Raw genomic sequence first — 25,599 nt, forward strand, 5'->3', positions numbered from 1 at the left:
GTCACACCCGTTCCCATGCCGAACACGGAAGTTAAGCTCTTCAGCGCCGATGGTAGTTGGGTTTCCCTGTGAGAGTAGGACGCTGCCGGGCAAAATGAAAAAACAAGCTATGCGTAACAGCATAGCTTGTTTTTTTGCGCTTTTATAAAGCGAACATTAATGATAGATGCACTTGAAATTGTTCGTGTTTATATTGACGTTGAAAGACCATACTGATAAAATGTAAAAGCATTTAATGAACATGAGTGCGTCGTATATTCTTGGGGATATGGCCCAAAAGTTTCTACCGAGCTACCGTAAATAGCTTGACCGAGGGATGTATCAAGGGGACATGTCTGGCTCTACTGGCTTGCTTAATCCTTGGCGACCGTTTTCTCTCATGTCAAAGCTCTGGTGACTCCCATGGGGCTTTTTTATCGTTTAGGACCAAGTAGCTCTCTAGTGCCCATCAATACAACATCAAAGCTAGCACGTAAAGCGCTTAAGATTGGACGAGCAGTATTAAGAAAGCTATTAGGAGGAAAACGAATGAAGAAGTATTTTCAGTTTGAAGAGCTTGGCACAAATTATCGGCGAGAAATCATTGGTGGCTTGACCACATTTTTAGCGATGGCTTATATTCTCGCTGTCAATCCAATCACGCTAACGCTTCAGGACGTGCCAGACCTTCCAGATGCGTTGAGAATGGATTATGGTGCCGTGTTTGTCGCAACCGCTTTGTCTGCGGCCATTGGATCCGTCATTATGGGGCTCGTTGCGAAATATCCATTAGGACTCGCCCCTGGTTTAGGCTTGAATGCATTCTTTGCCTATACGGTTATTCTAAGTAAGGGAATGCCTTGGGAACACGCGCTTGCCGCTGTTTTTATCTCAAGCATCTTCTTTTTGATTCTGACACTGACAGGGTTTAGGGAGAAGTTAATCAATGCGATCCCGATGGAATTAAAATTAGCCGTTGGGGCAGGAATTGGGCTTTTTATCACGTTCATTGGTTTTCAATCCTCAGGCATTATTGTCAATCATGATGCTACGTTAGTGACAATCGGTGACTTGACGAACCCGAACACGCTGTTAGCGATATTTGGTATTGTTGTCACCGTTATATTAATGACAAAAGGCGTGAAAGCTGGTGTGTTTTTCGGAATGGTCCTTACCGCCATTGCAGGATTGATTCTGCAATTAATTGATCCTCCGTCCGCGGTTGTCGGAGCGGTGCCAAGTATAGAACCGACGTTTGGCGCGCTGTTTTCCGCATTTACTGATCCTTCATTTTATACGACGGCCATGCTAGGAGTCATTTTAACGTTTTTGTTTGTAGATTTCTTTGATAACGCAGGCACGTTAATGGCTGTAGCGAATCAAGCAGGTTTCGTGAAAGACAATAAATTGCCTCGAGCAGGCAAAGCATTAATGGCAGATTCGATTGCTTCAATCTCCGGTTCCATTTTTGGTACATCGACTGTCACATCGTATGTAGAATCATCTGCTGGTGTATCGGCAGGGGCACGAACAGGTTTCGCTTCCCTAGTCACAGCAGCTTGCTTTCTGTTATCGTTGTTTTTCTTTCCATTATTAGAGATGGTGACGCCATATGTCACAGCGCCAGCCTTAATTATTGTCGGTGTATTGATGGTGTCAACGCTAGGGAAAATTGATTGGTCGAAATTTGAAATTGCTGTTCCTGCCTTTTTTACGATGATCACAATGCCGTTAACCTATAGCATTGCGACGGGAATTGCTGTTGGCTTTATTTTTTATCCGATCACAATGATCTTTAAAGGCAAAGCAAAAGAAGTTCATCCTATCATGTATGTGTTTTTCTTTGTCTTTCTTGTGTATTTAGCCTTTCCGCAATAAATAAATGAGACTCGCCTTGCGAAGTATTCAAGGTGGGTCTTTTTTATGTTCGCAAAAATCGTTGCACGTAGACGGCAGTCATGGGTGAGATAATGAAACTATTTCCCAAGTCTTATCGAATCGATGTGCAATCACGACCGCTTCGTCAAAATACTTCGCTTTCCGCGGGCACGGCTTCAGCTTCCTCGGAAAGCAAAAGCGGCTTTCCTGCGGGATCTTCAGCTCGCGCTGTTCCACCCTAAAGGGTACAAGTGCAACATCGACTCAAGAAGACTTCGTCGTGTTTTCTTTGCCGCAGGAGTCTACGTATGTTGACTACGCTGATGTTTGTTTCTGCGTAAATTGTTTTTATTTGGTCTCGTTCTCGTATCATTGGGAAAATGGAAAAGTGAGTTGAGTTTTGTTCCTTTAGGAAACAAGACAAGTAAGTGCATCGTTTCATGTAAACTTCCTAGCGCAGTATTGATGCAGCGATGGACTTATGTTTAGCTAACTTTCGCAGTGCGAAGTCAACTTCAACGCTAGCTGTGCTTGAGTGGATTCAAGGTGCGAAAGTTTCAAGCATTCATTATCGTTTTTCCTCTGAAATATTTTCTCGTTGACAATTGCTACGCGGATATGACAGGATGATCTTTGCTAATGTGAAATTAAAAGCTGTTTACGTTTAGGTGAGTGGGTAATATATAGCAATAAGAGGAGGGAATCAAATGCTTGAAAATAGCATCGTCATGGTTTGCATCATTTTGGTCATTAATATTGTGTATGTGTCCTTTTTTACCATTCGAATGATTCTTACGTTAAAGGGTCAACGGTATATGGCGGCATTGATTAGTACTATTGAAGTGGTTGTATATGTCATAGGCTTAGGGCTTGTTCTTGATAATCTGGATCAAATTCAAAACTTGGTGGCCTATGCACTTGGCTATGGAATAGGTGTCATTGTTGGAATGAAGATTGAAGAAAAGTTGGCCCTTGGGTACATTACGGTAAATGTGATTACAAAAGGCTACGACACAGATGTGGCGCAGGCTGTACGTGATGAGGGGTATGGGGTGACAAGCTGGGTGGCAAGCGGAAGAGAAGGCAGTCGGTTGAATATGCAAATCCTAACACCTCGTAAATCAGAAATTCGTTTGTATCAGCTCATTAAAGGCATTGATCCGAAGGCGTTCATTATTACGTATGAACCTAAGGCGATCCATGGCGGCTTCTGGGTGAGGGCGGTACGGAAAGGAAAGTTGCCACATTGAAACCGAACAAAAAACGTTTTGAGGTCATGGAGAATGAAAGTCTTGCGGACTGTCTGGACCGTATGAAAAAAGAAGGCTATCAAGTAGTGAAGCGCTTTGAGAAGCCTGTCTTTCAAGAAGTGAAATCGGGAGGAAACACGACAATTCAACCAATTGGACGACAAGTCTTCTTTGAAGGTCGCCGAATTGACAGTTAAACACGAACATTTAACAAGAGTTTTTATTAAATGTTCGATTGTTTAGTTGACAGCCTCACAAGCGGTTGCTACTATGAAGGTAATTGAAAAGATCCTCATATATCGTCGGAAATATGGTCCGACCGTTTCTACCTAATCACCGTAAACGATTAGACTATGAGGGAAAGCAGAGGAGGGTATGCACACATGGCATGCTTTCTTGCGTTTGTCTGTCTGATCGGCCCTGTGCCGGCTTTCCCCTCCTAAGAAGAAAGCTGTTGCGCGGGGTTTATTTGTATTAAAAACCATTTTTTTGAAATTGTGTAATCTAAATCAACTAAGATCCAAAAGGGGGACTCTATGTTGCAGCCACTCGTTGGAATTATTATGGGAAGCGTGTCAGATTGGCCTACAATGCAAAAGGCATGTGACATTCTAGATGAGTTAGACGTCGCTTATGAAAAGAAAGTAGTGTCTGCCCATCGGACACCAGATCGAATGTTTCATTATGCTGAAGAGGCATCAGGCAGAGGCCTTAAAGTGATTATTGCTGGGGCTGGCGGAGCAGCGCATCTTCCTGGCATGGTGGCCGCAAAAACCACACTGCCCGTGATTGGTGTGCCAGTGCAATCGAAAGCGCTTCAGGGGCTGGATTCCTTGCTTTCTATCGTTCAAATGCCCGGTGGAATTCCAGTCGCGACGGTTGCCATTGGCGAGGCTGGTGCAAAAAATGCTGGCTGGCTCGCAGCGCAAATGATCGGTGCCTTCTCGCCTGAAGTGGCGGATCGTGTCAAAGCGGCTCGAGAAAAAGTGGCGGAAGCTGTGATTGAGAGTGAGGCGACGCTTCAATGAATTCCCTCATTATGCCACCAGCCACCATTGGCATCATCGGTGGTGGACAGCTTGGTCGAATGATGGCAGTCGCTGCGAAGCAAATGGGGTTTCGCGTTGCCGTGCTTGACCCTGATGCGGAAGGGCCAGCTGCTCAACTAGCCGATACAATGATTGCTGCGAACTATTCCGACCTTGAGGCAGCGAAGCAACTGGCGGATGTGTCGGATCGGATTACGTATGAATTTGAAAATATTGACCGCGATGTCCTTGGGTGGTTGGAGGGAACAGGAAAGCTCGTGCAATCGCCTTTGCTTCTTGAACTCACACAACATCGCATCAAGGAGAAGCAAGCCATAGAAGAAAGTGGCTGTCAGGTCGCGCCATACCGCTCTGTGACCGACAATGCGACGCTGCAACAGGCCATCGCAGAGCTTGGTCTTCCCGCCGTGTTAAAAACATGCACAGGGGGCTATGATGGCAAAGGACAGGTTGTTCTAAAAACAGAGGAAGATGCGACAGAAGCACAAGCGCTTTTGCAGCAGGGCGATTGTGTCCTTGAACAATGGGTCCCATTTAAGGCGGAATTGTCCGTGATTGTTGTTTCTTCGGCAAATGGAGAGGTCCGCACCTTCCCGGTCGCAGAGAATCGACATGAACAAAACATTCTCGCCATTACAACCGTTCCAGCGCGTTTTTCAGAAAGCGTGCTTCAACAGGCTGATGAGCTTGCTTTAAAGCTTGCAGAAGCCTTGCCATTGGTCGGCACACTCGCTGTGGAGATGTTCCTCACACAGGACGACGAGTTGTATGTCAATGAGCTTGCTCCACGTCCGCATAATTCTGGACACTATACAATTGAAGGCTGTGAAACGTCGCAGTTTGAGCAGCATGTGCGTGCAGTATGTGGCTGGCCTTTAGGCGCAACGACCCTGAGGCAACCAAGTGTGATGGTGAATATTCTTGGGGAGCACCTCCCAGCCGTATTGAATCAGGTCGACTCCTTTGGCCCGCATACCCATCTTCATCTTTACGGAAAGAAAGAAGCTCGTCCTTTAAGAAAAATGGGGCATCTTACGGTGACCGCTCCAAGCGTGCAAGAGGCAGAAGCAGAAGCGTCAGAGCTTGACGCATTACTTTATGGAAAAGACAATAGGGGGATTCATTCATGATAGAACGTTACAGCCGTCCTGAAATGGCAGCGATTTGGACAGAAGAAAACAAATTCAATGCGTGGCTAGAAGTAGAGATCCTAGCTTGTGAAGCATGGTCTGAGCTTGGTCATATCCCTGTTGCCGATGTAAAGCTACTGAGAGAAAATGCGTCGTTTGATATGGAACGTATTTACGCCATCGAGGAAGAGACACGCCACGATGTCGTAGCATTCACAAGAGCCGTGTCGGAAACACTTGGCGAAGAGAAGAAATGGGTGCATTACGGGTTAACGAGCACAGACGTTGTCGATACGGCGTTGTCTTCTTTGCTCAGACAAGCAAACAATATTTTGCGCAAGGACCTCCGCACTTTTGTTGACGTCATTGGTGAAAAAGCAAAAGAACATAAACATACCGTAATGATGGGACGGACACATGGTGTTCATGCGGAGCCAACAACGTTCGGTTTAAAGCTTGCTCTCTGGTATGAGGAAATGAAGCGTAACCTGGATCGTTTTGAACGTGCGGCGGATGGCGTGCAATTTGGAAAGCTTTCCGGAGCTGTTGGGACGTATGCGAACATCGATCCGTTCGTTGAACAGTACGTCTGTGAGAAACTTGGTCTTTCTCCAGCGCCTGTATCGACACAAACACTCCAGCGTGACCGTCACGCCGATTACATGGCGACGCTTGCACTTATTGCAACGTCGATAGAAAAGTTTGCGGTTGAAGTGCGTAGCTTGCAAAAAACGGAAACGCGTGAGGTTGAAGAGTTTTTCGCTAAAGGACAAAAGGGTTCATCAGCGATGCCGCACAAGCGCAACCCGATTGGCTCTGAAAACATGACAGGGATGGCACGGGTGATTCGCGGCTACATGATGACGGCCTATGAAAATGTTCCACTTTGGCATGAACGCGACATCTCTCATTCATCTGCGGAGCGTGTCATCTTGCCAGATGCAACGATTGCGTTGAACTACATGCTTCACCGTTTCACAAATATCGTCAAAAACTTGACTGTGTTCCCTGAAAATATGAAAACGAATATGGAAAAAACCTTTGGCCTTATTTTCTCTCAGCGCGTGCTTTTAACGTTAATCAACAAAGGCATGGTTCGAGAAGAAGCCTATGATTTGGTTCAGCCGAAAGCGATGGAATCATGGGAAACAAAGGTGCCTTTCCGTCAACTGGTTGAAAACGATCCAGCAATTGCCGACAAGCTAACAGAAGAAGAGCTTGAAGAATGCTTTGATTATACATTCCACCTGAAAAACGTCGACACGATTTTCGAACGTGTGGGGCTAGCGTAACATCACAGGAAATTAACCGAAGCGAGGGGATTGGAACGATGGCAGAGGGACAATTGTTATATGAAGGCAAAGCGAAACGAATCTATGAAACAACAACTTCAGGTGTCTTGCTTGTGGAGTACAAGGATGAAGCAACTGCCTTTAATGGCAAGAAAAAAGAAACGATCGCTGGCAAAGGTGTCTTAAACAATGACATTTCAGCGATGATTTTTCAGGCGCTTTCACTGGCTGGTGTGGAAAGTCATTTCGTTGAAAAGGTGTCTGAGCGGTCTCAAAAGGTGAAGCATGTCGAGATTGTTCCTCTTGAGGTTGTCGTTCGGAATGTGACAGCAGGAAGCTTAGCCAAACGTCTTGGCTTAAACGAAGGCGAGCCAATCGAACCAGCTATCGTTGAATTTTATTATAAGGATGACGAGCTTGATGACCCGCTCATCACTGAAGAACATGTCCGTCTCTTGCGGATTGCAAGACCTGACGAGCTGAAAACGATGAAGGAAGCCGCTCTAAAGGTGAATGAGGAGCTTACGTCATTGTTTGCAGACTGTGGCATTCGTCTTATCGATTTTAAGCTTGAATTTGGCCGTACAGCGGATGGGTCCATCTTGCTTGCAGACGAGGTTTCCCCAGATACATGTAGACTATGGGACAAGGATACAAATGAACGCTTGGACAAGGATGTTTTTCGCAGAGATTTAGGAGCACTTACAACAGCTTATGAAGAAATTGCAACACGTCTTCGCCAAAAATTGACAGCCTCCGGAGGGGAACTGAGCTAATGACGAAAGCAAAAATTTACGTAACGTTGAAGGAAAGTGTTTTGGATCCACAAGGGCAAGCGGTGCAAAACGCATTGCACAGCATGAGCTACACATCTGTTCAAGAGGTTCGCGTTGGGAAGTACATGGAGGTCACCCTCGATGAACAGGGAGACGCTGCGCATGAGAAGATTAAACAAATGTGCGACAAACTTCTCGCCAATCCGGTCATTGAGAACTATGAATATGAACTTGAGGAGGCGTGAGCGCTGTGAAATTTGCGGTGATCGTTTTTCCTGGTTCGAACTGTGATGTTGATATGTTTTCTGCGGTGAAGGATGAGCTTGGTGAAGATGCAGTCTATGTTCAGCATACTGATACCAGTCTAGATGGCTTTGATGCGGTGCTTTTGCCAGGTGGCTTCTCTTACGGGGATTATCTCCGTTCAGGCGCCATTGCGCGTTTTTCTCCAATTATGCCCGCTGTCGTCAAGGCAGCGAATGCAGGAAAACCAGTGTTAGGTGTATGTAATGGGTTTCAAGTATTGCTTGAAGCGGGGTTGCTTCCCGGGGCGATGCGTCGAAATGAACGCTTAAAGTTCATTTGCAAGCCAGTCACTCTTCAGGTGAACAATGCTGAAACAATGTTTACCTCTGGTTATGCACAAAATCAGGAAATCACCATTCCTGTGGCACATGGAGAAGGAAACTATTTTTGTGATGAAGACACGTTGCAAGAGCTACAAAGCGAAAATCGGATTGTGTTTACTTATAGTGACAACCCGAACGGATCGTTGGAGAACATTGCTGGCATTACAAACAAAGCAGGCAACGTGCTCGGAATGATGCCTCACCCTGAAAGAGCCGTACACACCCTATTAGGTAGTGAAGACGGACTCGTTATGTTTCAATCCATTCTAAACTATTGGAGGAAACACCATGCGCTTACAACTTGAACCTTCTGCGGAGACGATTTCTGAAGAGCGAATTTATAAAGAGATGGGCTTGACGGACGAAGAATTTTCATCCGTTTGTGAACTTCTCGGCCGCCAACCAAACTATACCGAAACCGGCTTGTTTTCAGTCATGTGGTCTGAGCATTGCAGTTATAAAAATTCCAAGCCTATCCTGAAAAAATTCCCTGTTGATGGTCCACACGTGCTTCAAGGACCAGGCGAAGGTGCTGGAATTATCGATATCGGTGATGAGCAGGCCGTTGTGTTTAAAATCGAAAGCCATAATCACCCCTCAGCTATTGAGCCGTACCAAGGCGCTGCGACTGGTGTTGGCGGTATTATCCGTGACGTGTTTTCCATGGGTGCTCGCCCTGTAGCGATCTTAAACTCGCTTCGTTTTGGGGAACTATCCAATAACCCCCGTGTGCAATACCTTTTTGAAGAAGTGGTTGCTGGCATCGCGGGTTATGGCAACTGTATCGGCATTCCGACCGTTGGTGGGGAAATCCAGTTTGACCCGTGTTACGAAGGGAATCCTCTTGTGAATGCGATGTGTGTAGGTCTCATTGATCATAAGGATATTCAAAAGGGCAGAGCGAGTGGCATCGGCAATACAGTCATGTACGTAGGTGCTGCGACAGGACGCGATGGCATCCACGGAGCAACATTCGCATCAGAAGAGCTAACAGAAGCCTCGGATGAAAAACGCCCAGCCGTTCAGGTAGGCGACCCGTTTATGGAAAAGCTATTGCTAGAGGCGTGCTTGGAAGTTGTTCATTCAGATGCGCTCGTTGGTATTCAGGACATGGGAGCAGCGGGTCTTACGTCGTCTGCGAGTGAAATGGCGAGCAAGGCAGGCACAGGGATTGAGATGAACCTTGACCTCGTGCCCCAACGTGAAACCCATATGACGGCTTATGAAATGATGCTTTCTGAATCACAAGAGCGTATGTTGCTCGTCGTTACAAAGGGTCGAGAGCAAGAAATCGCTGATTTGTTCGCTAAATATGATTTGCATGCCGTTTCAGTAGGTACCGTCATTGAAGAACCACGGTTTCGCTTGATTCATCAGAACCAAGTCGTTGCTGATGTACCAGTGGATGCCCTTGCAGAGGACGCTCCTGTCTATCACAAGCCTTCTCGTGAGCCGGAAAGCTATCAGCACAATCAGGCATTGCCAGTTTGGACGCCGGAAATTACAGATGTGAAAGAAACGCTCACGGCTCTTCTTTCGCAGCCAACAATTGCGAGCAAAGAGTGGGTGTATGAGCAATACGATTATATGGTGCGGACAAACACAGTTGTTGCCCCAGGCTCTGATGCTGCCGTCATTCGCGTGCGCGGTACGGACAAGGCGCTGGCGATGACAACGGACTGCAATTCACGTTATTTGCATTTAGACCCGAAAGTAGGCGGACAAATTGCTGTCGCAGAAGCGGCACGTAACATTGTTTGCTCTGGCGGTCAGCCGTTAGGAATCACAGATTGCTTAAACTTCGGAAACCCTGAAAAGCCGGAGATCTTCTGGCAAATCGAACAAGCCGCAGACGGCATGACGGACAGCTGTAATGTACTTGGTACACCGGTCATTGGCGGAAATGTTTCCTTGTACAACGAAACGAGTGGCGGTGCCGTGTATCCGACCCCTGTTGTCGGTATGGTGGGCCTAATCGAGCATACAGACCATATTACGACGCAAACGTTTAAACAGGCGGGTGACAGCATTTACGTCATTGGAGAAACCACGAATGAATTTGGTGGCAGTGAGATTCAGAAGTTACTTGAAGGCACGATTTCAGGTAAATCACCTGCGCTTGATTTGACTGTCGAAAAAGAACGCCAGCAGCAGCTTCTTCGTGCGATCCAGTCTGGTTTGATTGCCTCTGCGCATGACGTTGCAGAAGGTGGATTAGGCGTTGCTCTTGCAGAGTCCCTGTTCGGTACAGAACTTGGAGCAAACATCGCCATTGACCTTCCAGAAGCATTGCTTTTCTCTGAAACACAATCTCGCTTTCTCGTCTCTGTTCCACAAGCACACAAGGCGGCTTTTGAAGCGGCTGTGACGGATGTTGTGCATCTTGGCGAAACGATTCCGCAGCCTGAACTTCGCATTAAGTTGCCTGAAGTGAACGTTGCTATGCCTGTTGCCGAACTAGAAGACGCTTGGAAAGGAGCGATTCCATGCTTGGTGAAATCAAAGGCTTAAACGAAGAATGTGGCATTTTTGGTGTTTGGGGACATCCAGACGCTGCGCAAATGACGTATTACGGCTTGCACAGCTTGCAACACCGTGGCCAAGAGGGCGCTGGCATCGTTGTCACAGACGGTGAAGAATTAAAACATTCCAAAGGGCTTGGTCTCGTGACGGAAGTGTTTCAGCAAGATGAGCTTGATCGTCTAAAAGGCCATGGCGCTGTTGGTCATTGTCGTTATTCGACAGCAGGAGGCGGCGGGTACGAAAACGTGCAGCCCCTTTTGTTCCGTTCCCAAAGAGGCGGTCTTGCTCTAGCGCATAACGGCAATCTTGTGAACGCAAACGCGCTTAAGCATCAGCTTGAAGCACAGGGTAGCATTTTTCAAACGACCTCTGATACAGAGGTGCTGGCCCATTTGATTCGCCGCGGCGGTCATCTTGAGTTGGCAGATCAGGTGAAAAATGCGCTCACAATGCTTAAGGGAGCCTACGCGTTTATTATTATGACTGAGAATAAAATGCTTGTGGCCCTTGATCCAAACGGACTGCGCCCGTTGGCGATTGGTCGTTTTGAAGATGCTTATGTCATCGCGTCTGAAACATGTGCCTTTGACGTGGTCGGCGCTGAATATGAGCGCGACGTGCAACCAGGTGAGCTTTTGATCATTGATGATACTGGCATTGAAGTCCAACGTTTTGCCTCTGCACAACGTTCGATTTGCTCGATGGAATACATTTATTTCTCACGTCCTGACAGCAACATTGATGGCATTAACGTGCACTCTGCCAGAAAGCGTCTTGGAAAAGAGCTAGCGATGGAAGCCCCAGTAGAGGCGGATGTCGTTACAGGTGTGCCAGATTCAAGTATTTCCGCTGCGATTGGTTACGCAGAACGAGCGGAGTTGCCTTACGAGCTTGGATTAATCAAAAATCGCTACGTTGGGAGAACCTTTATCCAGCCGTCACAGGAGCTCCGTGAACGGGGCGTTAAAATGAAACTTTCGCCAGTACGGGGCATCGTTAACGGCAAGCGTGTCATCATGGTCGACGATTCCATCGTTCGCGGAACAACAAGTCGACGCATCGTGAACATGCTGCGCGAAGCAGGGGCGACAGAGGTGCATGTTCGCATTTCATCACCACCGATTCAGAACCCTTGCTTTTATGGCATTGACACGTCCACAAGATCGGAGTTGATCGCGGCGACGCATACCATTGAAGAAATTCGCAAGGAAATCGGAGCGGATACGCTGTCTTTCTTGTCACCTGAAGGTTTGGTCAAGGCGTTGGATCGCCCATTTTCAGGAGAGAAGCGCGGGCAATGCCTCGCCTGCTTCACGGGCGAGTACCCAACCGAAATCTATGCAGATACGTTGCATCCGCACGAAAAAATATAGGGGGGCGTTTCGATGAGCAATGCATACAAATCAGCCGGTGTTGATGTGGAGGCAGGCTACGAATCAGTAGAGCGAATTAAGCAGCACGCCGCAAAAACGATGCGTCCAGAAGTCCTTGCAGGTCTTGGTGGCTTCGGCGGTTTATTCGATCTTAGCCAAAGCTCTTACAAAGAGCCTGTTCTTGTTTCAGGAACAGATGGTGTAGGCACGAAACTCAAGCTGGCGTTTGATCTTGATCGTCACGATACGATTGGGATTGATGCTGTCGCAATGTGTGTGAATGACATCGTTGCTCAAGGCGCAGAGCCGCTCTTTTTCCTCGATTACATTGCTTGTGGAAAACAAGAGCCTGTGCGGATTGAAGCCATCGTCAAAGGTGTTGCCGACGGCTGTCAGATGTCGGGCTGTGCGCTCATTGGTGGGGAAACAGCAGAAATGCCTGGAATGTACGATCCTGCGGAATATGACATTGCTGGATTTGCTGTGGGCATTGCTGAAAAAAGCAAGCTAGTGACCGGAAACAGCATTCAGCCTGGACAGAAACTGATTGGCTTAGCGTCCTCAGGGGTGCATAGCAATGGATTTTCGCTCGTACGCAAACTGCTTACCGACAATGGCATTGGGTTATCCGACAAGATGGGCGATGCAGATTCAACCGTTGGCGAAACGCTATTAACACCGACGAAGATCTATGCAAAGTCTGTCCTTGAGGTGTTGAAGCAAGTAAACGTGCACGGGATGGCCCATGTAACCGGCGGAGGTTTTTATGAAAACCTTCCTCGAATGATGCCAGAAGGTGCCCAGGCTGTGATTCAGCATGGAAGCTGGGAAGTCCCACCTGTCTTTTCATGGCTTCAGCAAACAGGTGGCCTTAGCCAAGAGGACATGTTTGGCACATTCAATATGGGCATTGGGTTTGTTCTCGCTGTAGATGAAGAAGATGTCGCAGCGACGCTTGTTAAGCTTGAGGATGCAGGGGAAAAAGCGTACGTGATTGGTGACGTTGCAGCTGGGACAGGCATTTCCTTCCGAGGAGCAACATCATGAGTCGGATCGCCATCTTTGCCTCTGGTACAGGCTCAAATTTTGACGCCATTAAAGCGGCCATTGACAGAAATGAGCTACAGGCAGAGATCGCACTTATTGTTTGCGACAAACCTGGTGCTAAAGTCGTTGAAAAGGCGGAAAATGCAGGCATCGACGTGTTTCAATTCACGCCAAAGACGTATGCTTCCAAGCAAGCCTTTGAAACAGAGATTGTGAAGGAGCTTCATGCGAAAGGCGTCAACCTTGTCGTGCTTGCCGGCTATATGCGTTTAGTAGGGGACACATTGCTTGCAGCTTACGGGGGCAAAATCGTCAATATCCATCCGTCACTCCTTCCCGCGTTTCCGGGCAAGGACGCGATTGGTCAGGCCATTGAAGCAGGTGTAAAAGTAAGCGGTGTGACGATTCATTATGTCGATGAAGGCATGGACACTGGTCCAATTATTGCTCAGGAAAGCATGAAGCTGTCGACGGATGACAGCTATGAAGAGGTACAACAGCGTATCCAGGCAATCGAGCATTCATTGTATCCGAAAGTAATTGCAAACGTATTAAAGGAGGCAACAGCATGACGTACAAGCGTGCACTCATTAGTGTATCGGATAAAACCGGCATCGAGGATTTGGCAAAAGGGTTAACGCAGGCTGGCATTGAGATTATTTCGACAGGTGGCACGAAAACAGCCATTGAAAACGCGGGTATAGACGTGATCGGTATCTCTGACGTAACAAACTTTCCCGAAATGCTGGACGGTCGTGTGAAAACGCTGCACCCTGCCATTCACGGTGGGCTTTTGCATGTGCGAGCGAACGAGGACCACCGGAAACAGATTAAGGAGCAGGGCATTGAGCCGATTGATCTCGTTATTGTAAACCTTTATCCGTTTAAAGAAACGATTCAAAAAGAAGGGGTTCAGTTCCAAGACGCGATTGAAAACATCGACATTGGCGGCCCTTCAATGATTCGTTCGGCTGCCAAAAACCATAACGATGTGGCGGTTGTTGTCGATCCAGCTGACTACGAAGCGGTGATCACTGAGCTGAACAAGGATCAAGTTGTGAGCGAGGCGACGCGCCGAAAACTTGCGGCTAAAGCATTTCGACATACTGCCCAATACGATACCATCATTTCAAGCTACCTAACTGCGCAGGTCGGTGAGGAGTACCCAGAAAGCATTTCGGTGACGTATGAGAAAAAGCAGTCGCTCCGTTACGGGGAAAACCCTCATCAAACTGCTGCTTTTTATGAAAGTGCGTTGCCTGTTTCAGACAGCATTGCTCAGGCGAAGCAATTAAACGGCAAGGAGCTTTCCTACAATAATATTAACGATGCGAATGCCGCTCTCCAGCTGGCAAAGGAATTTGATGGACCTGCTGTGGTGGCTGTGAAGCATATGAATCCATGCGGCGTTGGTCTTGGAAAATCGGTTGATGAAGCGTATCAGAAAGCCTATGAAGCCGATCCAGTGTCCATTTTCGGAGGCATCATTGCTTTAAACGCCGAGGTTGGCAAAGAGACCGCATTGAAAATGAAAGAACTGTTTTTAGAAATGATTATTGCGCCAGGGTACACCGATGAAGCTCTCGAGGTTCTTACGCAAAAGAAAAACCTTCGCGTTCTGACGGTTCCATTCCATGGCCATTCGACGAGTGAAAAACGTGTGACCTCTGTTCATGGGGGCATGCTCATTCAAGAAGAGGACAGCAAGCAGGTAGTTCAGGATGACATGAAGGTCGTCACAAAGCGTGCACCAAACGAGCAGGAATGGCATGATCTGCAGCTCGTATGGAAGGTCGTCAAACATGTGAAATCCAACGCCATCGTGCTCGTGAAGGACAACGCGACGGTTGGTGTCGGTGCGGGGCAAATGAATCGTGTAGGTGCCGCTAAAATTGCGATTGAACAGGCTGGTGAAAATGCGGTTGGATCAGCTCTAGGTTCTGACGCCTTTTTCCCAATGAAGGATACGGTTGAGGAAGCTGCGAAAGCGGGTATCACAGCCATTATTCAGCCAGGTGGATCTATTCGTGATGAAGAATCGATCGAGGAAGCAGACAAGCACGGCATCGCCATGGTCTTCACTGGCGTTCGTCATTTTAAACACTAAGATGGAGGGAAAGCCAATGAATGTGCTCGTCATCGGTCGAGGCGGAAGAGAGCATGCGATCTGTTACGCCTTTTCAAAAAGCCCGAGGGTGCAAACGGTGTTTGCAGCCCCTGGGAACGCTGGAATTGCCGCTCATGCTGAACTTGTGAGCATTGATGAATCGGATCAGGAAAAGCTGATTTCATTTGCGAAGGACAACGAGATTGAGTGGGTGTTTGTTGGTCCAGAGGTGCCCCTAATGGCGGGCATTGTGGATCGTTTTCAAGAAGCGGGCATCAAAGCGTTTGGTCCAGTAGAGAAGGCTGCCATTATCGAAGGCAGCAAAGACTTTGCCAAGCAGCTGATGGCCTCCTATGGCATTCCAACGGCAGCCTCAAAAACGTTTACAGACTATGAAGAAGCGCAGACTTTTGTGAAGGCTCAGGGAGCACCAATCGTTTTGAAGGCAGATGGACTTGCCGCAGGGAAAGGCGTCATCGTTGCCATGACCGATTCGGAAGCAGAAGAGGGCTTGAAGGCGTTGATGCTTGACGGTCACGTTGGCACTGCCGGCACACAAGTCGTTGTCGAGGAATTTTTAGAGGGAGAAGAGTTCTCGCTCATGTCCTTTGTGAATGGCGACTACATCTTGCCAATGCCTATATCACAAGACCACAAGCGCGCTTTTGATGGCGATAAAGGACCAAACACAGGGGGCATGGGTGCTTATACACCTGTTCCTCAAATCGCTGACGCCGAGGTGGAGAAAGCGATTGAAACGATAGTGAAGCCGGCAGCAAAGGCTATGCAAAAGGAAGGCCGCTCCTTTACCGGCATTTTATACGCTGGGTTGATCTTAACGAAGGAAGGTCCAAAGGTAATTGAATTCAATGCCCGTTTCGGTGACCCAGAAACACAAGTCATCTTGCCGCTGCTTGAAACGGACCTTGTGGATGTGCTTGAGCATGTGACTGCTCAGAAGCCACTGACCCTCTCATGGAAGAATGAAGCGGTTGTAGGTGTCGTGGTGGCTTCAGAAGGCTATCCAGGCACTTATGACAAAGGCGCATCGCTTCCTGGATTGGATAAAGTATCAGAGAACGCCCTCGTTTTCCACGCAGGGACGAAAGCCGAGGACGGAGAAATCGTCACCGATGGAGGGCGTGTCCTTCTTGCCGCCCAAACAGGCAATACCTTGCAGGAAGCAAAGGATAAAGCGTATAGCGCTCTGCGTCACTTAAAAAGCAACGATGTATTTTATCGTACGGACATCGGGGACAAGGCAATTACTGCCGCCGGCGTTTCTTCACATACACGAACGCAATAGCAACGAGTGACCCGATAATGACCGCATACACAAAGATCATATCCGTGAAATGTTCCATAATATTCATACCATGTGCCTCCTTTCGTGTCCCTTAGGTTTGGGAGATAAACCTGCAATGTATTGTTTGGGTTGCTTTTTATACAAGCTGCCATACGCTCGCTTTCACCCTAAAGGGCATAAGGGCAACATCGATTCGAAAGGACCTCATCGTGTTTTCTTTGCCAACTATCTTTAGAAAACAATGGATCGTCAACATTGACATTTTTATATTTATTGAATACAGCAGGCGTTGTTTTGAAGTGGTCAATCGATCTTTCTAACCTTGCTTCTACTCAGGCACAGCTAGCGTTGAAGTTGATTTCGCACTGCGAAAGTTAGCTAAACATAAGTCCACCATTGCATCAATACTGTGCTAGGGAGTTTAATGAAACGATGCACTTACTTGCCGTGTTTGGAAAGCAGCACATCTTAACACGCTTTCTTACTCAATATACGAGACCAATAAAAATAATTTACGCAGAAACAAACCTCAGCGCAGGCAAAATACGTAGACTCCAGCGGGAACAGCGCGAGCTGAAGATCCCGCAGGAAAGCAAGATTCCGAGGAAGCTGAAGCCGTGCCCGCGGAAAGCGAAGTATTTTGACGCAGCGGCCATGATTTCTTTTCACCCTAAGGGTACAAGTGCAACATCGAAAGAGGGCTGTTCCGAAAGTCATGGTTGTGACTTATGGAACAGCCCCTTCTGTTTGCCTCAGTCTACTCGCACCGCTTGCTTGATGGCAGCTTCAATTTCAGCGTCATCAGCTGTTGGTTGTGACATTGAATGAGAGGTGGTCTTCTCTTTTTCCTTCTTCATCTCAGGCAGCTTTTCTGAAAGGGCTGTTAGCGGACAGTATCGCAATATCCCTTCAGCCACCTTTAAACCTCCAAGCAAGGCATACCAATGGTACATTTGACGATACGGGTTTCTTGCTAGCCGCGCTGTGGCACATGCCAAAATGGCAAATCCACATGCTATACGGATCATTGCGTTGATCGTGCCGATATTTTTTGTCAAAGAAAATTCACCTCCTTTTGTGCAATCTAAAAATGCTTATGATACAATAATGAAAAGGCTTACATGAATAGGTGATGAATATGCCTCAACAACGATATCGTTGGAGAAATAGACAAATTAGACAGCATATTGCCGCGGTTTCTGGCAAAAAAGCACCGTCGATTGTGCTTCAAAATGCAACCTACTTAAACTTTGGGTTACGTCAATGGTTGACGGCAAACATATGGATCTTGCATGACCGTATCGTTTATGTTGGCCCTGATATGCCAGAAAAAACGAACGATCAAACAGAAATTGTTGACTGCAAGGGACAGTATGTTGTCCCTGGGTATATAGAACCCCATGTGCACCCGTTTCATGTGTATAATCCCCATTCGTTTGCGTATTATGCATGTCGGAAGGGGACGTCAGTGCTGGTCGCGGATAATTTGTTTTTTGCTTTGAGATTACGTGATCAACAGGCGTTTCAGATGCTTTCCGACCTTGCAGATGGACCAGCCAGTCTCTTTTGGTGGTGCCGTTTTGATTCGCAAACAGAGGTGCATCATGAGGAGGAAATTTTCTCAAACGCCATGGTCAAAAATTGGCTCGAAAACGAAAATGTATTGCTCGGAGGAGAACTAACCTCATGGCCACAAATCCTTGAAGGCGATGACATGGCGCTTCATTGGATTCAAGAATGCAGACGCTTGCACAAGCAAGTGGAAGGTCATTTTCCAGGTGCTTCTGAAAAAACGTTAACGAAAATGGCCCTCTTAGGTGTAAAAAGCGATCACGAAGCCATTACAGGTAAGGATGTCTACAATCGCCTAAAAGCCGGATACCATGTCACGTTAAGGTATTCTTCAATACGGCCTGACTTGCCTCACCTACTTGATGAGATGCATGAGCTCGGTGTTCATTACTATGAAAACCTTTCGTTCACTACCGACGGGTCACCTCCAGCTTTTTATGAGCACGGCATGATCGATCGCTTAATCAAAATTGCGATTGAAAAAGGTGTTCCGGTCATTGATGCATACGCCATGGGAACATACAACCCTGCACGGCATTTCCGCATTGAGGATCGACACGGAGCAATTGCTCCTGGTCAGGTGGCGAACATCAATATCTTGACGAGTCCAGAAGAGCCTGCGCCGATCTCTGTCATCACAAAAGGGAAATGGTTCCGTCGTGACGATAAAGTGATCGCAGAATGGACGGAATTCAATTGGTCACAGTACGGATTATCCTCAGCTGATATTGATTGGGAATTGACGTCGGATGACTTGCAGTTTTCTATGCCTCTAGGCCTTGAAATGAAGAATTCTGTCATAATGCACCCCTATTCGGTTACTACAGAAGTGTCTGTGGAGCAGCTTCCAGAAGGATCAGATGAATGCTTTTTAATTCTCATTGATCGGCATGGGAAATGGCGAGTCAATACTGTACTAAAAGGCTTTGCCAATTCACTTGGCGGTTTTGCGAGCACCTTTTCATCAACGGGGGACCTTTTTATCATCGGTCAGAACAAAAAGGACATGAAAGCTGCATTTGATGTCGTGAAGGAAATGAAAGGTGGCTTAGCGCTTGTAGAGAATGGAAACATTACCTTCAAGATGGAGCTCGAGCTCGAGGGCATTATGTCAAATAAACGCTTAAAGGTATTAGGGCAGGAAGAGCAGAAACTGACAAATCTGTTGAAGGATCGTGGTTATGCGTTTGATCACCCCCTTGATTCCTTGTTGTTTTTCTCAGCCACACATCTGCCTTATATACGCGTCACGCCACAAGGGATTTTTGATGTCATGAAGAAAACGGTACTCTTTCCTTCGATTATGCGTTAAAATGGTAAAGTAAGGGACAACAGTTGTTTGTTGTCCCTTTCAGAATGTACACAAGGCCAAGGAAAAGATCGCATTCAAAAATCAGTTTGAATGAAAATGTTTGTTTTTAAAGCAAAAATTGTCGTCCCCTTTATTCTTGATGAAGGAGTCTACTGTATGAAGAATTTAAAAAGCCATCTGATGTGGTTTTTAACTCTCTTTCTCCTTCTATGTGTGGGATGTACGGAACAAACGGAGCGGGAGGAACATCAGCGTAAAGTGGCCGAATTATCTCGTGCCGGGGGTGTCCAACCGAAGGAACAAAAGGGGAACACGGATGTGTATCCACTGACGGGTGAGCCAGCTACAGTGGTGCAGTTGCAGCCAGCGATCGCATTAATGGTCAACAATCACCCTGATGCAAGACCTCAAACCGGCTTACAGGAAGCCGATATAGTCTATGAGGTGTTGGCTGAAGGATCGATTACGCGGTTTTTAGCGATCTTCCAAAGTCATTATCCTGAAGTCGTTGGTCCCATTCGAAGTGCAAGGGATTATTTCATTACGCTCAGCCAAGGGTACAATGCTCTTTATGTAAGCTACGGCCATAGTCCAGACGCGATGAGCATACTTGCTTCAGGCGCTGTTCCGCATTTGAATGGAATGGGCTATGTTTATTCACATGCATACGACGGCTCTCTTTTTTGGCGAGAATCATACGCGTATGCGCCACACAATGTGTATACCGGAGTCGAGAAGCTGAAACAAGGGTTGGCACACTATCAATACAATCTTCAGGCTCCAGAACCACTCCTATTTGGCAAGAGCCAGCATCAACAGCAGGCGTCCAAAGTTGAAATTAATTATTCAACACGGTATAACAATAAAGTAACGTATCAGTTTGACAAAATCAGCCAGAAATATACACGCTACGTAAATGATGACGTCGCTGTAGACCGAGATACAGAGCAACCATTACAAATGAGCAATGTATTTGTCGTTGCCGTGCCACATCAAGTGATTGACAGTCAAGGAAGACGGTCTCTAAACCTGCTTCAAGGAGGTGAGGGTTGGTTGTTTTCTGACGGTGGTGTTGTAAAAGTCCTTTGGGAAAATCGCAACAACCGCCTGCTGCCTTTTAAGGATGGACAACCTGTTCCTTTTGCTCCCGGGAATACGTGGATTAACATTATTCCTGCGCACGAATCAGATCAAATGCTGTCATTTTAAATATTAATTGGAGTGAATGCTTGTGCAAATTGACAAATTACGTGGAAAAGAACTGGACCAGCTATTTAATGCGGTGTTGTCGCTAAAAAACCTCGAGGAATGCTATCAGTTTTTTGATGACCTGTGTACAATTAATGAGATTCAATCTTTGTCACAACGTTTGGAAGTGGCCAGATTATTGCGCCTCGGTGCAACGTATCATAAGATCGAAACGGAGACAGGGGCAAGCACAGCTACCATTTCACGAGTGAAGCGATGCTTAAATTATGGAAATGACGCCTACGTTCTTACGCTTGAGCGCGTGCACGATTCTTCACCATCAGAGAAATAAAATGTAAATAATACGCATATACAAAAACATGGCAGACATTTGCTGTGTTTTTTTGTGTTTATGATAAGTCGTTAACGTGGGCAACAAGAGAAGGAATGCACTAGTTGGATAATGTATTCAGCTGTGAATATGTTCTTTCTGTACTAAATAATCGACTGCATTGTATTAGACAGTAGAGCTGCACGTCATCAGCCTCATTATCATCCGTTTTTAAGTTACCCTCTTAAGAGTCTTATAGGCAGAGAGTTCTATGAAAACTATTCATTTTGTTTCAAAAAAGAGACAAACTGCATGTTTTTACAGTTTAGTCTGGTTCTACAGTACTATTTTGTGGTATCATGCCCAACAAAAGGAATGAAAGGAGGATGTATGGTTTTCAACAATGATCATCGTTTGTACAAACTAAACTTTATTTAAAAAGGAGAGAAACAATGATTTTACAATCTTTATTTACTGATCCTACAACTTCCGCAGATGCGTCAATCGTAGCAATTTTACTGGGGCTTGGCATCCTTTTGATTTTCTTAATTCCAATTTTCATTGCCTTATATTTACTGACGGCATTTGGACAGTTCACGATGTCAAAACGAAGCAATAACCCTGAGCTTGTCAAGTATGCTTGGTTTGCGTTTGTTCCTTTTTTACAAGCGTATAATTTAGGTGCACTTGTCGAAGATGTTGTTCATCGACCGTTATCCGGTTATATGAAGTGGGTGCTCTTAGGAGGGTCTGTTGCAAATTTATTGTTGGGTACATTGTTGCCTTTTCTACCGTACATTTTCGTCGCATTTAGTTTGTATGCCCTCTTTTTCCTTTTCAAAAAATACTCCCCAAGTGCCATTATGTTGTTTATTGTGAGCTTCATTACATTTGGTATAGGTGCAGCAATTGCAATCTTTGTTCTAAGAAAACGTGACCCTCGACCAGAAGCAATTGTGAATGATACAACGGTTCAAGCCTAACATCAAGGATTGAAAATTCAAACAATAAACATAGTATAATAAATTCACACATACCAAAATTTGTGCAGAGTTAATTTAGAACAGATTCATCAACATTATGATGAATGAAAACGCTATCCGTAAGGCTTAGGGAGGCGCACAGTTGCCACACAGGGCAATGAGTACCGATCAAAGCGAAACAAAAAAACGAGCGTTTGTCATTATCCGAACGAGCTTCTCCTGCGCTACCGGCTTATATCATGCCGGTAGTTTTAGGAGATTCACATGAATTAAAAAGGAGGTAAATACAAGTGAACCTCTTAAGTGTTTTCGCTCCAATAGTCAATTCTGATCAGCTACTCTTATTTTTGCCAAAATTAATCGTGTTTCTTTTATACTTCGTCATTCCATTGGTCTTCGTATGCTACATTCTGTACGCTTTAGGTTTGTATAAAATGGCGAGACGAAGTGCAGATAAAGAAACGAGACGTTATGCTTGGTTTGCCTTCATTCCCTTTCTGTGCTGTTACTTGCTCGGTGATCTAATTAAAGATGATTTGCCGGAGCCATTCACTAGAAAGGCAAAATGGATTTTGCTTGTGGCCCCAATCGTGGGCTTGATTCTTGTCTATCTTCTTCCTAACATAGGTGCGTTGACTATCGTCCCTTTTTATATGGCCTATTACTATTTGTATAAAAAGTACGCAGAACGACACATCCTGCTGCTTGTCTGGACGACTGTTTCCGGTGGACTTTTAGCTCCATTTTTTATTTTTGGACTTAGAAATCGAACCGTTCGAACTGAAGCCTATATGGACGAGTCGTCTGAAGCATTACCTAAAGCATAAAAATAAGTCAACCTAAAAAGAGCTTCCAATAGCGGAAAGCTCTTTTTTTCTGTTTGTCTAGTGGAACGAGCGTTTCCCTCTCTGCTATAATAATGGAATGGATCTTGGAAGAGAGAGGACGGAAAACTATTGCTGAAGCAGATGTATCGAACGTGGCAGCATGCCTTTAAAATAGACCCGGACAAGGACGTCTCCGATGAGGCGCTTGAAGCATTATGTGAATCGGGGACAGATGCGATTATTGTAGGAGGCTCTCAAGGAGTCACACTTGATGGTGTGATTGATCTGCTTTCAAGAGTGCGACGGTATACGGTTCCTTGTGTGCTTGAGATTTCCACTGTGGACTCCATTACTCCGGGGTTCGACGGCTATTTAATTCCAAGCGTGTTGAATAGTGAGAAACGGGAATGGATTATTGGACTTCATCATAAGGCGATCGAGGCCTATGGTCATTTGATTGACGATGAGGAGATTCTCCTTGAAGGCTACTGTGTGCTGAACAAGGACGCGGCGGTGGCAGAGCTGACAGCGGCTAAAACGGCTCTGACGTCAGACGAAGTGGCCGCTTACGCACAGCTTGCAGGCAGGCTGTGGGAGATGCCTGTGTTTTATGTCGAATACAGTGGCACTTTTGGCGATATGGACGTTCTCAAACAAGCAAAAGACGCCTTAGGCGATAAAACGCGGTTGTTTTACGGAGGCGGGATCGATAGTGCTGAGCGAGCAAAGCAAGCATCTGCCTATGCAGACACTATTATTGTAGGAAATATCCTTTATGACGATCTGAAAGCAGCCTTAGCGACTGTAAAAGCAGTAAAAACGCTCTAGAAAGGAGAACGACCGATGTACATAACGGACAAGCTACTCCAAGGACTAAATGACAAACAACGCGAGGCTGTGCTGTATACGGATGGTCCGCTCTTAATAATGGCAGGAGCGGGGAGCGGAAAAACCCGTGTGCTGACACACCGAATGGCCTATTTGATGAGTGAAAAAAAGGTGGCGCCGTGGAACATCCTCGCTATTACATTTACAAACAAGGCTGCTCGCGAGATGAAAGATCGTGTGCAACAAATTACCGGTCTTGGTGAGGATTTATGGATTTCGACGTTTCACTCCATGTGTGTTCGCATCTTGCGCAGGGACATTGAACGAGTCGGCTACAATCGGAGTTTTTCAATTCTCGATTCCAGTGATCAGCTTTCTGTCATAAAACAGATTTGCAAAGAGCTTAATATGGATACGAAACGGTTTGAACCTAGAGCGTTGCTCGGTGCGATTTCATCGGCCAAAAACGAGCTGAAAAATGCGGCCGCTTTTGAAGCGCTCGTCGGTGGGTACTATGAAAAAATGGTGGCCGATGTGTACACACAATATGAACGGCGACTAAAGAAAAACCAGTCGCTTGATTTTGATGACTTGATTATGGTGACGATTCGTCTATTCCGGGAAGTGCCTGAAGTGCTCGAGTTTTATCAAAAGAAATTTCGTTATATTCATGTCGATGAGTATCAGGATACAAACCATGCGCAATATACACTTGTGAACCTGCTTGCCGCAGCAAGCCGCCAGCTTTGCGTCGTTGGGGACTCTGACCAATCGATATACAAATGGCGTGGAGCAGACATTGCAAACATTCTCTCCTTTGAGAAGGACTATCCTGAAGCATCTGTCATTATGCTTGAACAAAACTATCGTTCGACGGAAAGCATCTTGAATGCAGCCAACGGAGTGATTACCCAAAATTCAAACCGTAAGCCGAAGGAACTCTGGACGGACAACAAAGGCGGGGCGCCGATCACGTATTATCGAGCGGATACGGAACGTGATGAGGCGCAGTATGTCATCGGGAAGATGAAGGAATTTGTTCAATCTGGAAAGTGGTCGTATCGTGACATGGCGGTGCTGTACCGTACAAATGCACAGTCACGAACGATGGAGGAAACGCTCGTCAAGTCAAACGTCAATTACGCGATGGTCGGCGGCACAAAGTTCTACGATCGCAAAGAAATTAAGGATTTGCTCGCTTATTTAAGGCTGATTGCCAATCCTGACGATGACATTAGTCTGGCGCGAATCGTTAATGTTCCTAAACGAGGCATAGGCGCGACGACGATGGACAAAGTAGCTGCATATGGTCTTCATCATGACCTATCTCTGTTTCAAGCATTAAAAGAAGTGGAAGAGGTCGGCTTGTCGGCACGTTTTACGAAAACACTGCAAAACTTCTCCAAACTGATGAGCCAATGGACACAGCAGCAAGAATTCTTGAGTGTCACGGAAATCATTGAGGAAGTGTTGGACAAAACGGGCTACCGGGAAATGCTAAAAAATGAAAACACGATTGAGTCGCAAAGCCGCTTGGAAAACATCGAGGAGTTTTTAACGGTCAGCAAGCAGTTTGAGCAGCGTAGTGAAGACAAAACATTGCTTGCCTTTCTGACAGACTTGGCCCTCGTCGCAGACATTAATCAGCTCGAGGAGGACGACGATGGCAAGCCGCAAGATGCGGTCACCCTTATGACATTGCATTCAGCAAAAGGGCTCGAATTTCCGATCGTCTTTTTAATCGGTTTGGAGGAAGGCGTGTTCCCGCACAGCCGCTCCCTTATGGAAGAGGATGAAATGGAAGAGGAGCGCCGGCTTTGCTATGTCGGTATTACACGTGCGGAGAAGAATCTATTTATGACAAACGCAAAAATGCGGACATTGTTTGGACGAACAAACACGAACCCTCCCTCTCGGTTTATGAAGGAAATTCCAGATGAGCTAATTGAGGAAGAAGGCGGGGACAGCTTCGGCTCGATCTCCACACCACCTCCGTTTTCTCCATCCTCTGGTCCAAAACGTCATGTGTCCATTCCACAAGCAAAGAAGGTCGGCTCGTGGCAAGTAGGCGACAAGGCGGCGCATAAAAAATGGGGTACGGGAACAGTAGTCAGCGTTCGTGGCGAGAGCGACGACACGGAGCTTGATATTGCGTTTCCGAAGCCGATTGGCGTCAAACGTTTGTTGGCAAGCTTTGCCCCAATTGAAAAAGAATAGGC

At 46.4% G+C, this 25,599-nt stretch carries 24 protein-coding genes, 1 rRNA gene and 2 riboswitches; of the genes, 23 read left to right on the forward strand and 2 right to left on the reverse strand.

Features of this window, described 5'->3' with window-relative positions; translation table 11 throughout:
* The 16 genes from rrf to purD all read left to right on the forward strand — a co-directional run.
* Positions 1 to 91 (forward strand): 5S ribosomal RNA (rrf, locus tag EV213_RS19250); the annotation flags it as partial.
* A gap of 139 nt (positions 92 to 230) precedes the next feature.
* A riboswitch (purine riboswitch) is annotated at positions 231 to 330 on the forward strand.
* Between the two features lie 198 nt (positions 331 to 528).
* Positions 529 to 1,857, forward strand: a complete 1,329-nt coding sequence (locus tag EV213_RS19255; protein WP_133582205.1) for an NCS2 family permease — start codon at positions 529 to 531, stop codon at positions 1,855 to 1,857.
* Positions 1,858 to 2,564: 707 nt separating this feature from the next.
* Positions 2,565 to 3,107, forward strand: a complete 543-nt coding sequence (locus EV213_RS19260) for a DUF2179 domain-containing protein (protein WP_133582206.1) — start codon at positions 2,565 to 2,567, stop codon at positions 3,105 to 3,107.
* 26 nt (positions 3,108 to 3,133) lie between these two features.
* A complete protein-coding gene (locus tag EV213_RS19265) occupies positions 3,134 to 3,304 on the forward strand; it encodes an NETI motif-containing protein (RefSeq protein ID WP_133582237.1) in 171 nt (56 codons plus the stop codon).
* A gap of 75 nt (positions 3,305 to 3,379) precedes the next feature.
* Positions 3,380 to 3,481, forward strand: a riboswitch (purine riboswitch).
* Between the two features lie 165 nt (positions 3,482 to 3,646).
* Positions 3,647 to 4,135 (forward strand): 5-(carboxyamino)imidazole ribonucleotide mutase, encoded by a 489-nt coding sequence (gene purE, locus EV213_RS19270; RefSeq protein ID WP_133582238.1) that lies wholly within the window; start codon positions 3,647 to 3,649, stop codon positions 4,133 to 4,135.
* Entirely contained in the window at positions 4,132 to 5,286 is a 1,155-nt protein-coding gene (gene purK, locus EV213_RS19275; RefSeq protein ID WP_133582207.1) for a 5-(carboxyamino)imidazole ribonucleotide synthase, read from the forward strand. Before purE ends, purK begins: the two co-directional genes overlap by 4 nt.
* Positions 5,283 to 6,578: an adenylosuccinate lyase gene (gene purB / locus EV213_RS19280; protein ID WP_133582208.1), complete on the forward strand. Its 1,296-nt coding sequence runs from the start codon at positions 5,283 to 5,285 to the stop codon at positions 6,576 to 6,578. Before purK ends, purB begins: the two co-directional genes overlap by 4 nt.
* Before the next feature lie 38 nt (positions 6,579 to 6,616).
* A complete protein-coding gene (purC, locus tag EV213_RS19285) occupies positions 6,617 to 7,354 on the forward strand; it encodes a phosphoribosylaminoimidazolesuccinocarboxamide synthase (RefSeq protein ID WP_133582209.1) in 738 nt (245 codons plus the stop codon).
* Entirely contained in the window at positions 7,354 to 7,599 is a 246-nt protein-coding gene (gene purS, locus EV213_RS19290; protein ID WP_133582210.1) for a phosphoribosylformylglycinamidine synthase subunit PurS, read from the forward strand. The genes purC and purS overlap by 1 nt, the downstream gene beginning before the upstream one ends.
* A gap of 5 nt (positions 7,600 to 7,604) precedes the next feature.
* Positions 7,605 to 8,288 (forward strand): phosphoribosylformylglycinamidine synthase subunit PurQ, encoded by a 684-nt coding sequence (purQ, locus tag EV213_RS19295; protein ID WP_133582211.1) that lies wholly within the window; start codon positions 7,605 to 7,607, stop codon positions 8,286 to 8,288.
* Positions 8,272 to 10,494 carry a phosphoribosylformylglycinamidine synthase subunit PurL gene (purL, locus tag EV213_RS19300; protein WP_133582212.1) on the forward strand — a complete coding sequence of 741 codons (2,223 nt, stop codon included), beginning with the start codon at positions 8,272 to 8,274 and terminating at the stop codon, positions 10,492 to 10,494. The genes purQ and purL overlap by 17 nt, the downstream gene beginning before the upstream one ends.
* On the forward strand, positions 10,470 to 11,879 hold the full coding sequence (gene purF, locus EV213_RS19305) for an amidophosphoribosyltransferase (RefSeq protein WP_133582213.1): 1,410 nt from the start codon (positions 10,470 to 10,472) through the stop codon (positions 11,877 to 11,879). Before purL ends, purF begins: the two co-directional genes overlap by 25 nt.
* 12 nt (positions 11,880 to 11,891) lie before the next feature.
* Complete coding sequence (gene purM / locus EV213_RS19310; protein ID WP_133582214.1) at positions 11,892 to 12,926, forward strand: phosphoribosylformylglycinamidine cyclo-ligase; 1,035 nt, start codon at positions 11,892 to 11,894, stop codon at positions 12,924 to 12,926.
* On the forward strand, positions 12,923 to 13,498 hold the full coding sequence (gene purN / locus EV213_RS19315) for a phosphoribosylglycinamide formyltransferase (RefSeq protein WP_133582215.1): 576 nt from the start codon (positions 12,923 to 12,925) through the stop codon (positions 13,496 to 13,498). Before purM ends, purN begins: the two co-directional genes overlap by 4 nt.
* The gene (gene purH / locus EV213_RS19320; RefSeq protein ID WP_133582216.1) at positions 13,495 to 15,033 is read left to right on the forward strand and encodes a bifunctional phosphoribosylaminoimidazolecarboxamide formyltransferase/IMP cyclohydrolase; all 1,539 of its coding nucleotides are present in this window, start codon (positions 13,495 to 13,497) and stop codon (positions 15,031 to 15,033) included. Before purN ends, purH begins: the two co-directional genes overlap by 4 nt.
* A gap of 16 nt (positions 15,034 to 15,049) precedes the next feature.
* Positions 15,050 to 16,339 (forward strand): phosphoribosylamine--glycine ligase, encoded by a 1,290-nt coding sequence (gene purD, locus EV213_RS19325; protein ID WP_133582217.1) that lies wholly within the window; start codon positions 15,050 to 15,052, stop codon positions 16,337 to 16,339.
* On the opposite strand, the gene EV213_RS21270 is transcribed toward purD, so the two are convergent.
* Together EV213_RS21270 and EV213_RS19330 are read right to left on the reverse strand one after the other, a co-directional pair.
* Positions 16,299 to 16,406 carry an EYxxD motif small membrane protein gene (locus tag EV213_RS21270; RefSeq protein ID WP_341770362.1) on the reverse strand — a complete coding sequence of 36 codons (108 nt, stop codon included), beginning with the start codon at positions 16,404 to 16,406 and terminating at the stop codon, positions 16,299 to 16,301. The two genes, purD and EV213_RS21270, sit on opposite strands and share 41 nt — an antisense overlap.
* A 685-nt stretch (positions 16,407 to 17,091) precedes the next feature.
* Positions 17,092 to 17,397 carry a YgaP family membrane protein gene (locus tag EV213_RS19330; RefSeq protein WP_133582218.1) on the reverse strand — a complete coding sequence of 102 codons (306 nt, stop codon included), beginning with the start codon at positions 17,395 to 17,397 and terminating at the stop codon, positions 17,092 to 17,094.
* An 80-nt stretch (positions 17,398 to 17,477) separates the two neighbouring features.
* Here EV213_RS19330 and EV213_RS19335 point away from each other — a divergent pair, with 80 nt between their 5' ends.
* From EV213_RS19335 to pcrA, 7 genes are all read left to right on the forward strand, one after another.
* A complete protein-coding gene (locus EV213_RS19335) occupies positions 17,478 to 19,223 on the forward strand; it encodes an adenine deaminase C-terminal domain-containing protein (RefSeq protein WP_133582219.1) in 1,746 nt (581 codons plus the stop codon).
* 156 nt (positions 19,224 to 19,379) lie between these two features.
* Positions 19,380 to 20,432, forward strand: coding sequence for a DUF3048 domain-containing protein (locus tag EV213_RS19340; RefSeq protein ID WP_243740280.1), 1,053 nt, complete (start codon positions 19,380 to 19,382; stop codon positions 20,430 to 20,432).
* A gap of 22 nt (positions 20,433 to 20,454) precedes the next feature.
* Positions 20,455 to 20,763: a YerC/YecD family TrpR-related protein gene (locus tag EV213_RS19345; protein WP_133582220.1), complete on the forward strand. Its 309-nt coding sequence runs from the start codon at positions 20,455 to 20,457 to the stop codon at positions 20,761 to 20,763.
* A gap of 431 nt (positions 20,764 to 21,194) precedes the next feature.
* The gene (locus EV213_RS19350; protein ID WP_133582221.1) at positions 21,195 to 21,725 is read left to right on the forward strand and encodes a hypothetical protein; all 531 of its coding nucleotides are present in this window, start codon (positions 21,195 to 21,197) and stop codon (positions 21,723 to 21,725) included.
* A 290-nt stretch (positions 21,726 to 22,015) separates the two neighbouring features.
* Positions 22,016 to 22,552, forward strand: coding sequence for a hypothetical protein (locus tag EV213_RS19355; RefSeq protein ID WP_133582222.1), 537 nt, complete (start codon positions 22,016 to 22,018; stop codon positions 22,550 to 22,552).
* Positions 22,553 to 22,693: 141 nt separating this feature from the next.
* Positions 22,694 to 23,380 carry a heptaprenylglyceryl phosphate synthase gene (gene pcrB / locus EV213_RS19360; RefSeq protein ID WP_133582240.1) on the forward strand — a complete coding sequence of 229 codons (687 nt, stop codon included), beginning with the start codon at positions 22,694 to 22,696 and terminating at the stop codon, positions 23,378 to 23,380.
* A 15-nt stretch (positions 23,381 to 23,395) separates the two neighbouring features.
* A complete protein-coding gene (pcrA, locus tag EV213_RS19365; protein ID WP_133582223.1) occupies positions 23,396 to 25,597 on the forward strand; it encodes a DNA helicase PcrA in 2,202 nt (733 codons plus the stop codon).
* The last annotated feature ends 2 nt before the right edge of the window (positions 25,598 to 25,599 follow it).

This window comes from Aureibacillus halotolerans (assembly GCF_004363045.1).
In the GTDB taxonomy this organism is placed as follows: Bacteria; Bacillota; Bacilli; order Bacillales; family DSM-28697; genus Aureibacillus; species Aureibacillus halotolerans.

Excerpts from the sequence above, each read along its gene's own strand:
- purK (WP_133582207.1), top strand. The coding sequence starts at position 4,132 with ATGAATTCCCTCATTATGCCACCAGCCACCATTGGCATCATCGGTGGT.
- purH (WP_133582216.1), top strand. The coding sequence starts at position 13,495 with ATGACGTACAAGCGTGCACTCATTAGTGTATCGGATAAAACCGGCATC.
- EV213_RS19335 (WP_133582219.1), top strand. The coding sequence starts at position 17,478 with ATGCCTCAACAACGATATCGTTGGAGAAATAGACAAATTAGACAGCAT.
- purM (WP_133582214.1), top strand. The coding sequence starts at position 11,892 with ATGAGCAATGCATACAAATCAGCCGGTGTTGATGTGGAGGCAGGCTAC.
- purL (WP_133582212.1), top strand. The coding sequence starts at position 8,272 with ATGCGCTTACAACTTGAACCTTCTGCGGAGACGATTTCTGAAGAGCGA.
- EV213_RS21270 (WP_341770362.1), bottom strand. The coding sequence starts at position 16,406 with ATGAATATTATGGAACATTTCACGGATATGATCTTTGTGTATGCGGTC.
- EV213_RS19350 (WP_133582221.1), top strand. The coding sequence starts at position 21,195 with ATGATTTTACAATCTTTATTTACTGATCCTACAACTTCCGCAGATGCG.
- purF (WP_133582213.1), top strand. The coding sequence starts at position 10,470 with ATGCTTGGTGAAATCAAAGGCTTAAACGAAGAATGTGGCATTTTTGGT.
- pcrB (WP_133582240.1), top strand. The coding sequence starts at position 22,694 with ATGTATCGAACGTGGCAGCATGCCTTTAAAATAGACCCGGACAAGGAC.
- purS (WP_133582210.1), top strand. The coding sequence starts at position 7,354 with ATGACGAAAGCAAAAATTTACGTAACGTTGAAGGAAAGTGTTTTGGAT.
- purC (WP_133582209.1), top strand. The coding sequence starts at position 6,617 with ATGGCAGAGGGACAATTGTTATATGAAGGCAAAGCGAAACGAATCTAT.
- EV213_RS19260 (WP_133582206.1), top strand. The coding sequence starts at position 2,565 with ATGCTTGAAAATAGCATCGTCATGGTTTGCATCATTTTGGTCATTAAT.
- purN (WP_133582215.1), top strand. The coding sequence starts at position 12,923 with ATGAGTCGGATCGCCATCTTTGCCTCTGGTACAGGCTCAAATTTTGAC.
- EV213_RS19340 (WP_243740280.1), top strand. The coding sequence starts at position 19,380 with ATGAAGAATTTAAAAAGCCATCTGATGTGGTTTTTAACTCTCTTTCTC.
- pcrA (WP_133582223.1), top strand. The coding sequence starts at position 23,396 with ATGTACATAACGGACAAGCTACTCCAAGGACTAAATGACAAACAACGC.
- EV213_RS19255 (WP_133582205.1), top strand. The coding sequence starts at position 529 with ATGAAGAAGTATTTTCAGTTTGAAGAGCTTGGCACAAATTATCGGCGA.
- EV213_RS19265 (WP_133582237.1), top strand. The coding sequence starts at position 3,134 with ATGGAGAATGAAAGTCTTGCGGACTGTCTGGACCGTATGAAAAAAGAA.
- purB (WP_133582208.1), top strand. The coding sequence starts at position 5,283 with ATGATAGAACGTTACAGCCGTCCTGAAATGGCAGCGATTTGGACAGAA.
- purD (WP_133582217.1), top strand. The coding sequence starts at position 15,050 with ATGAATGTGCTCGTCATCGGTCGAGGCGGAAGAGAGCATGCGATCTGT.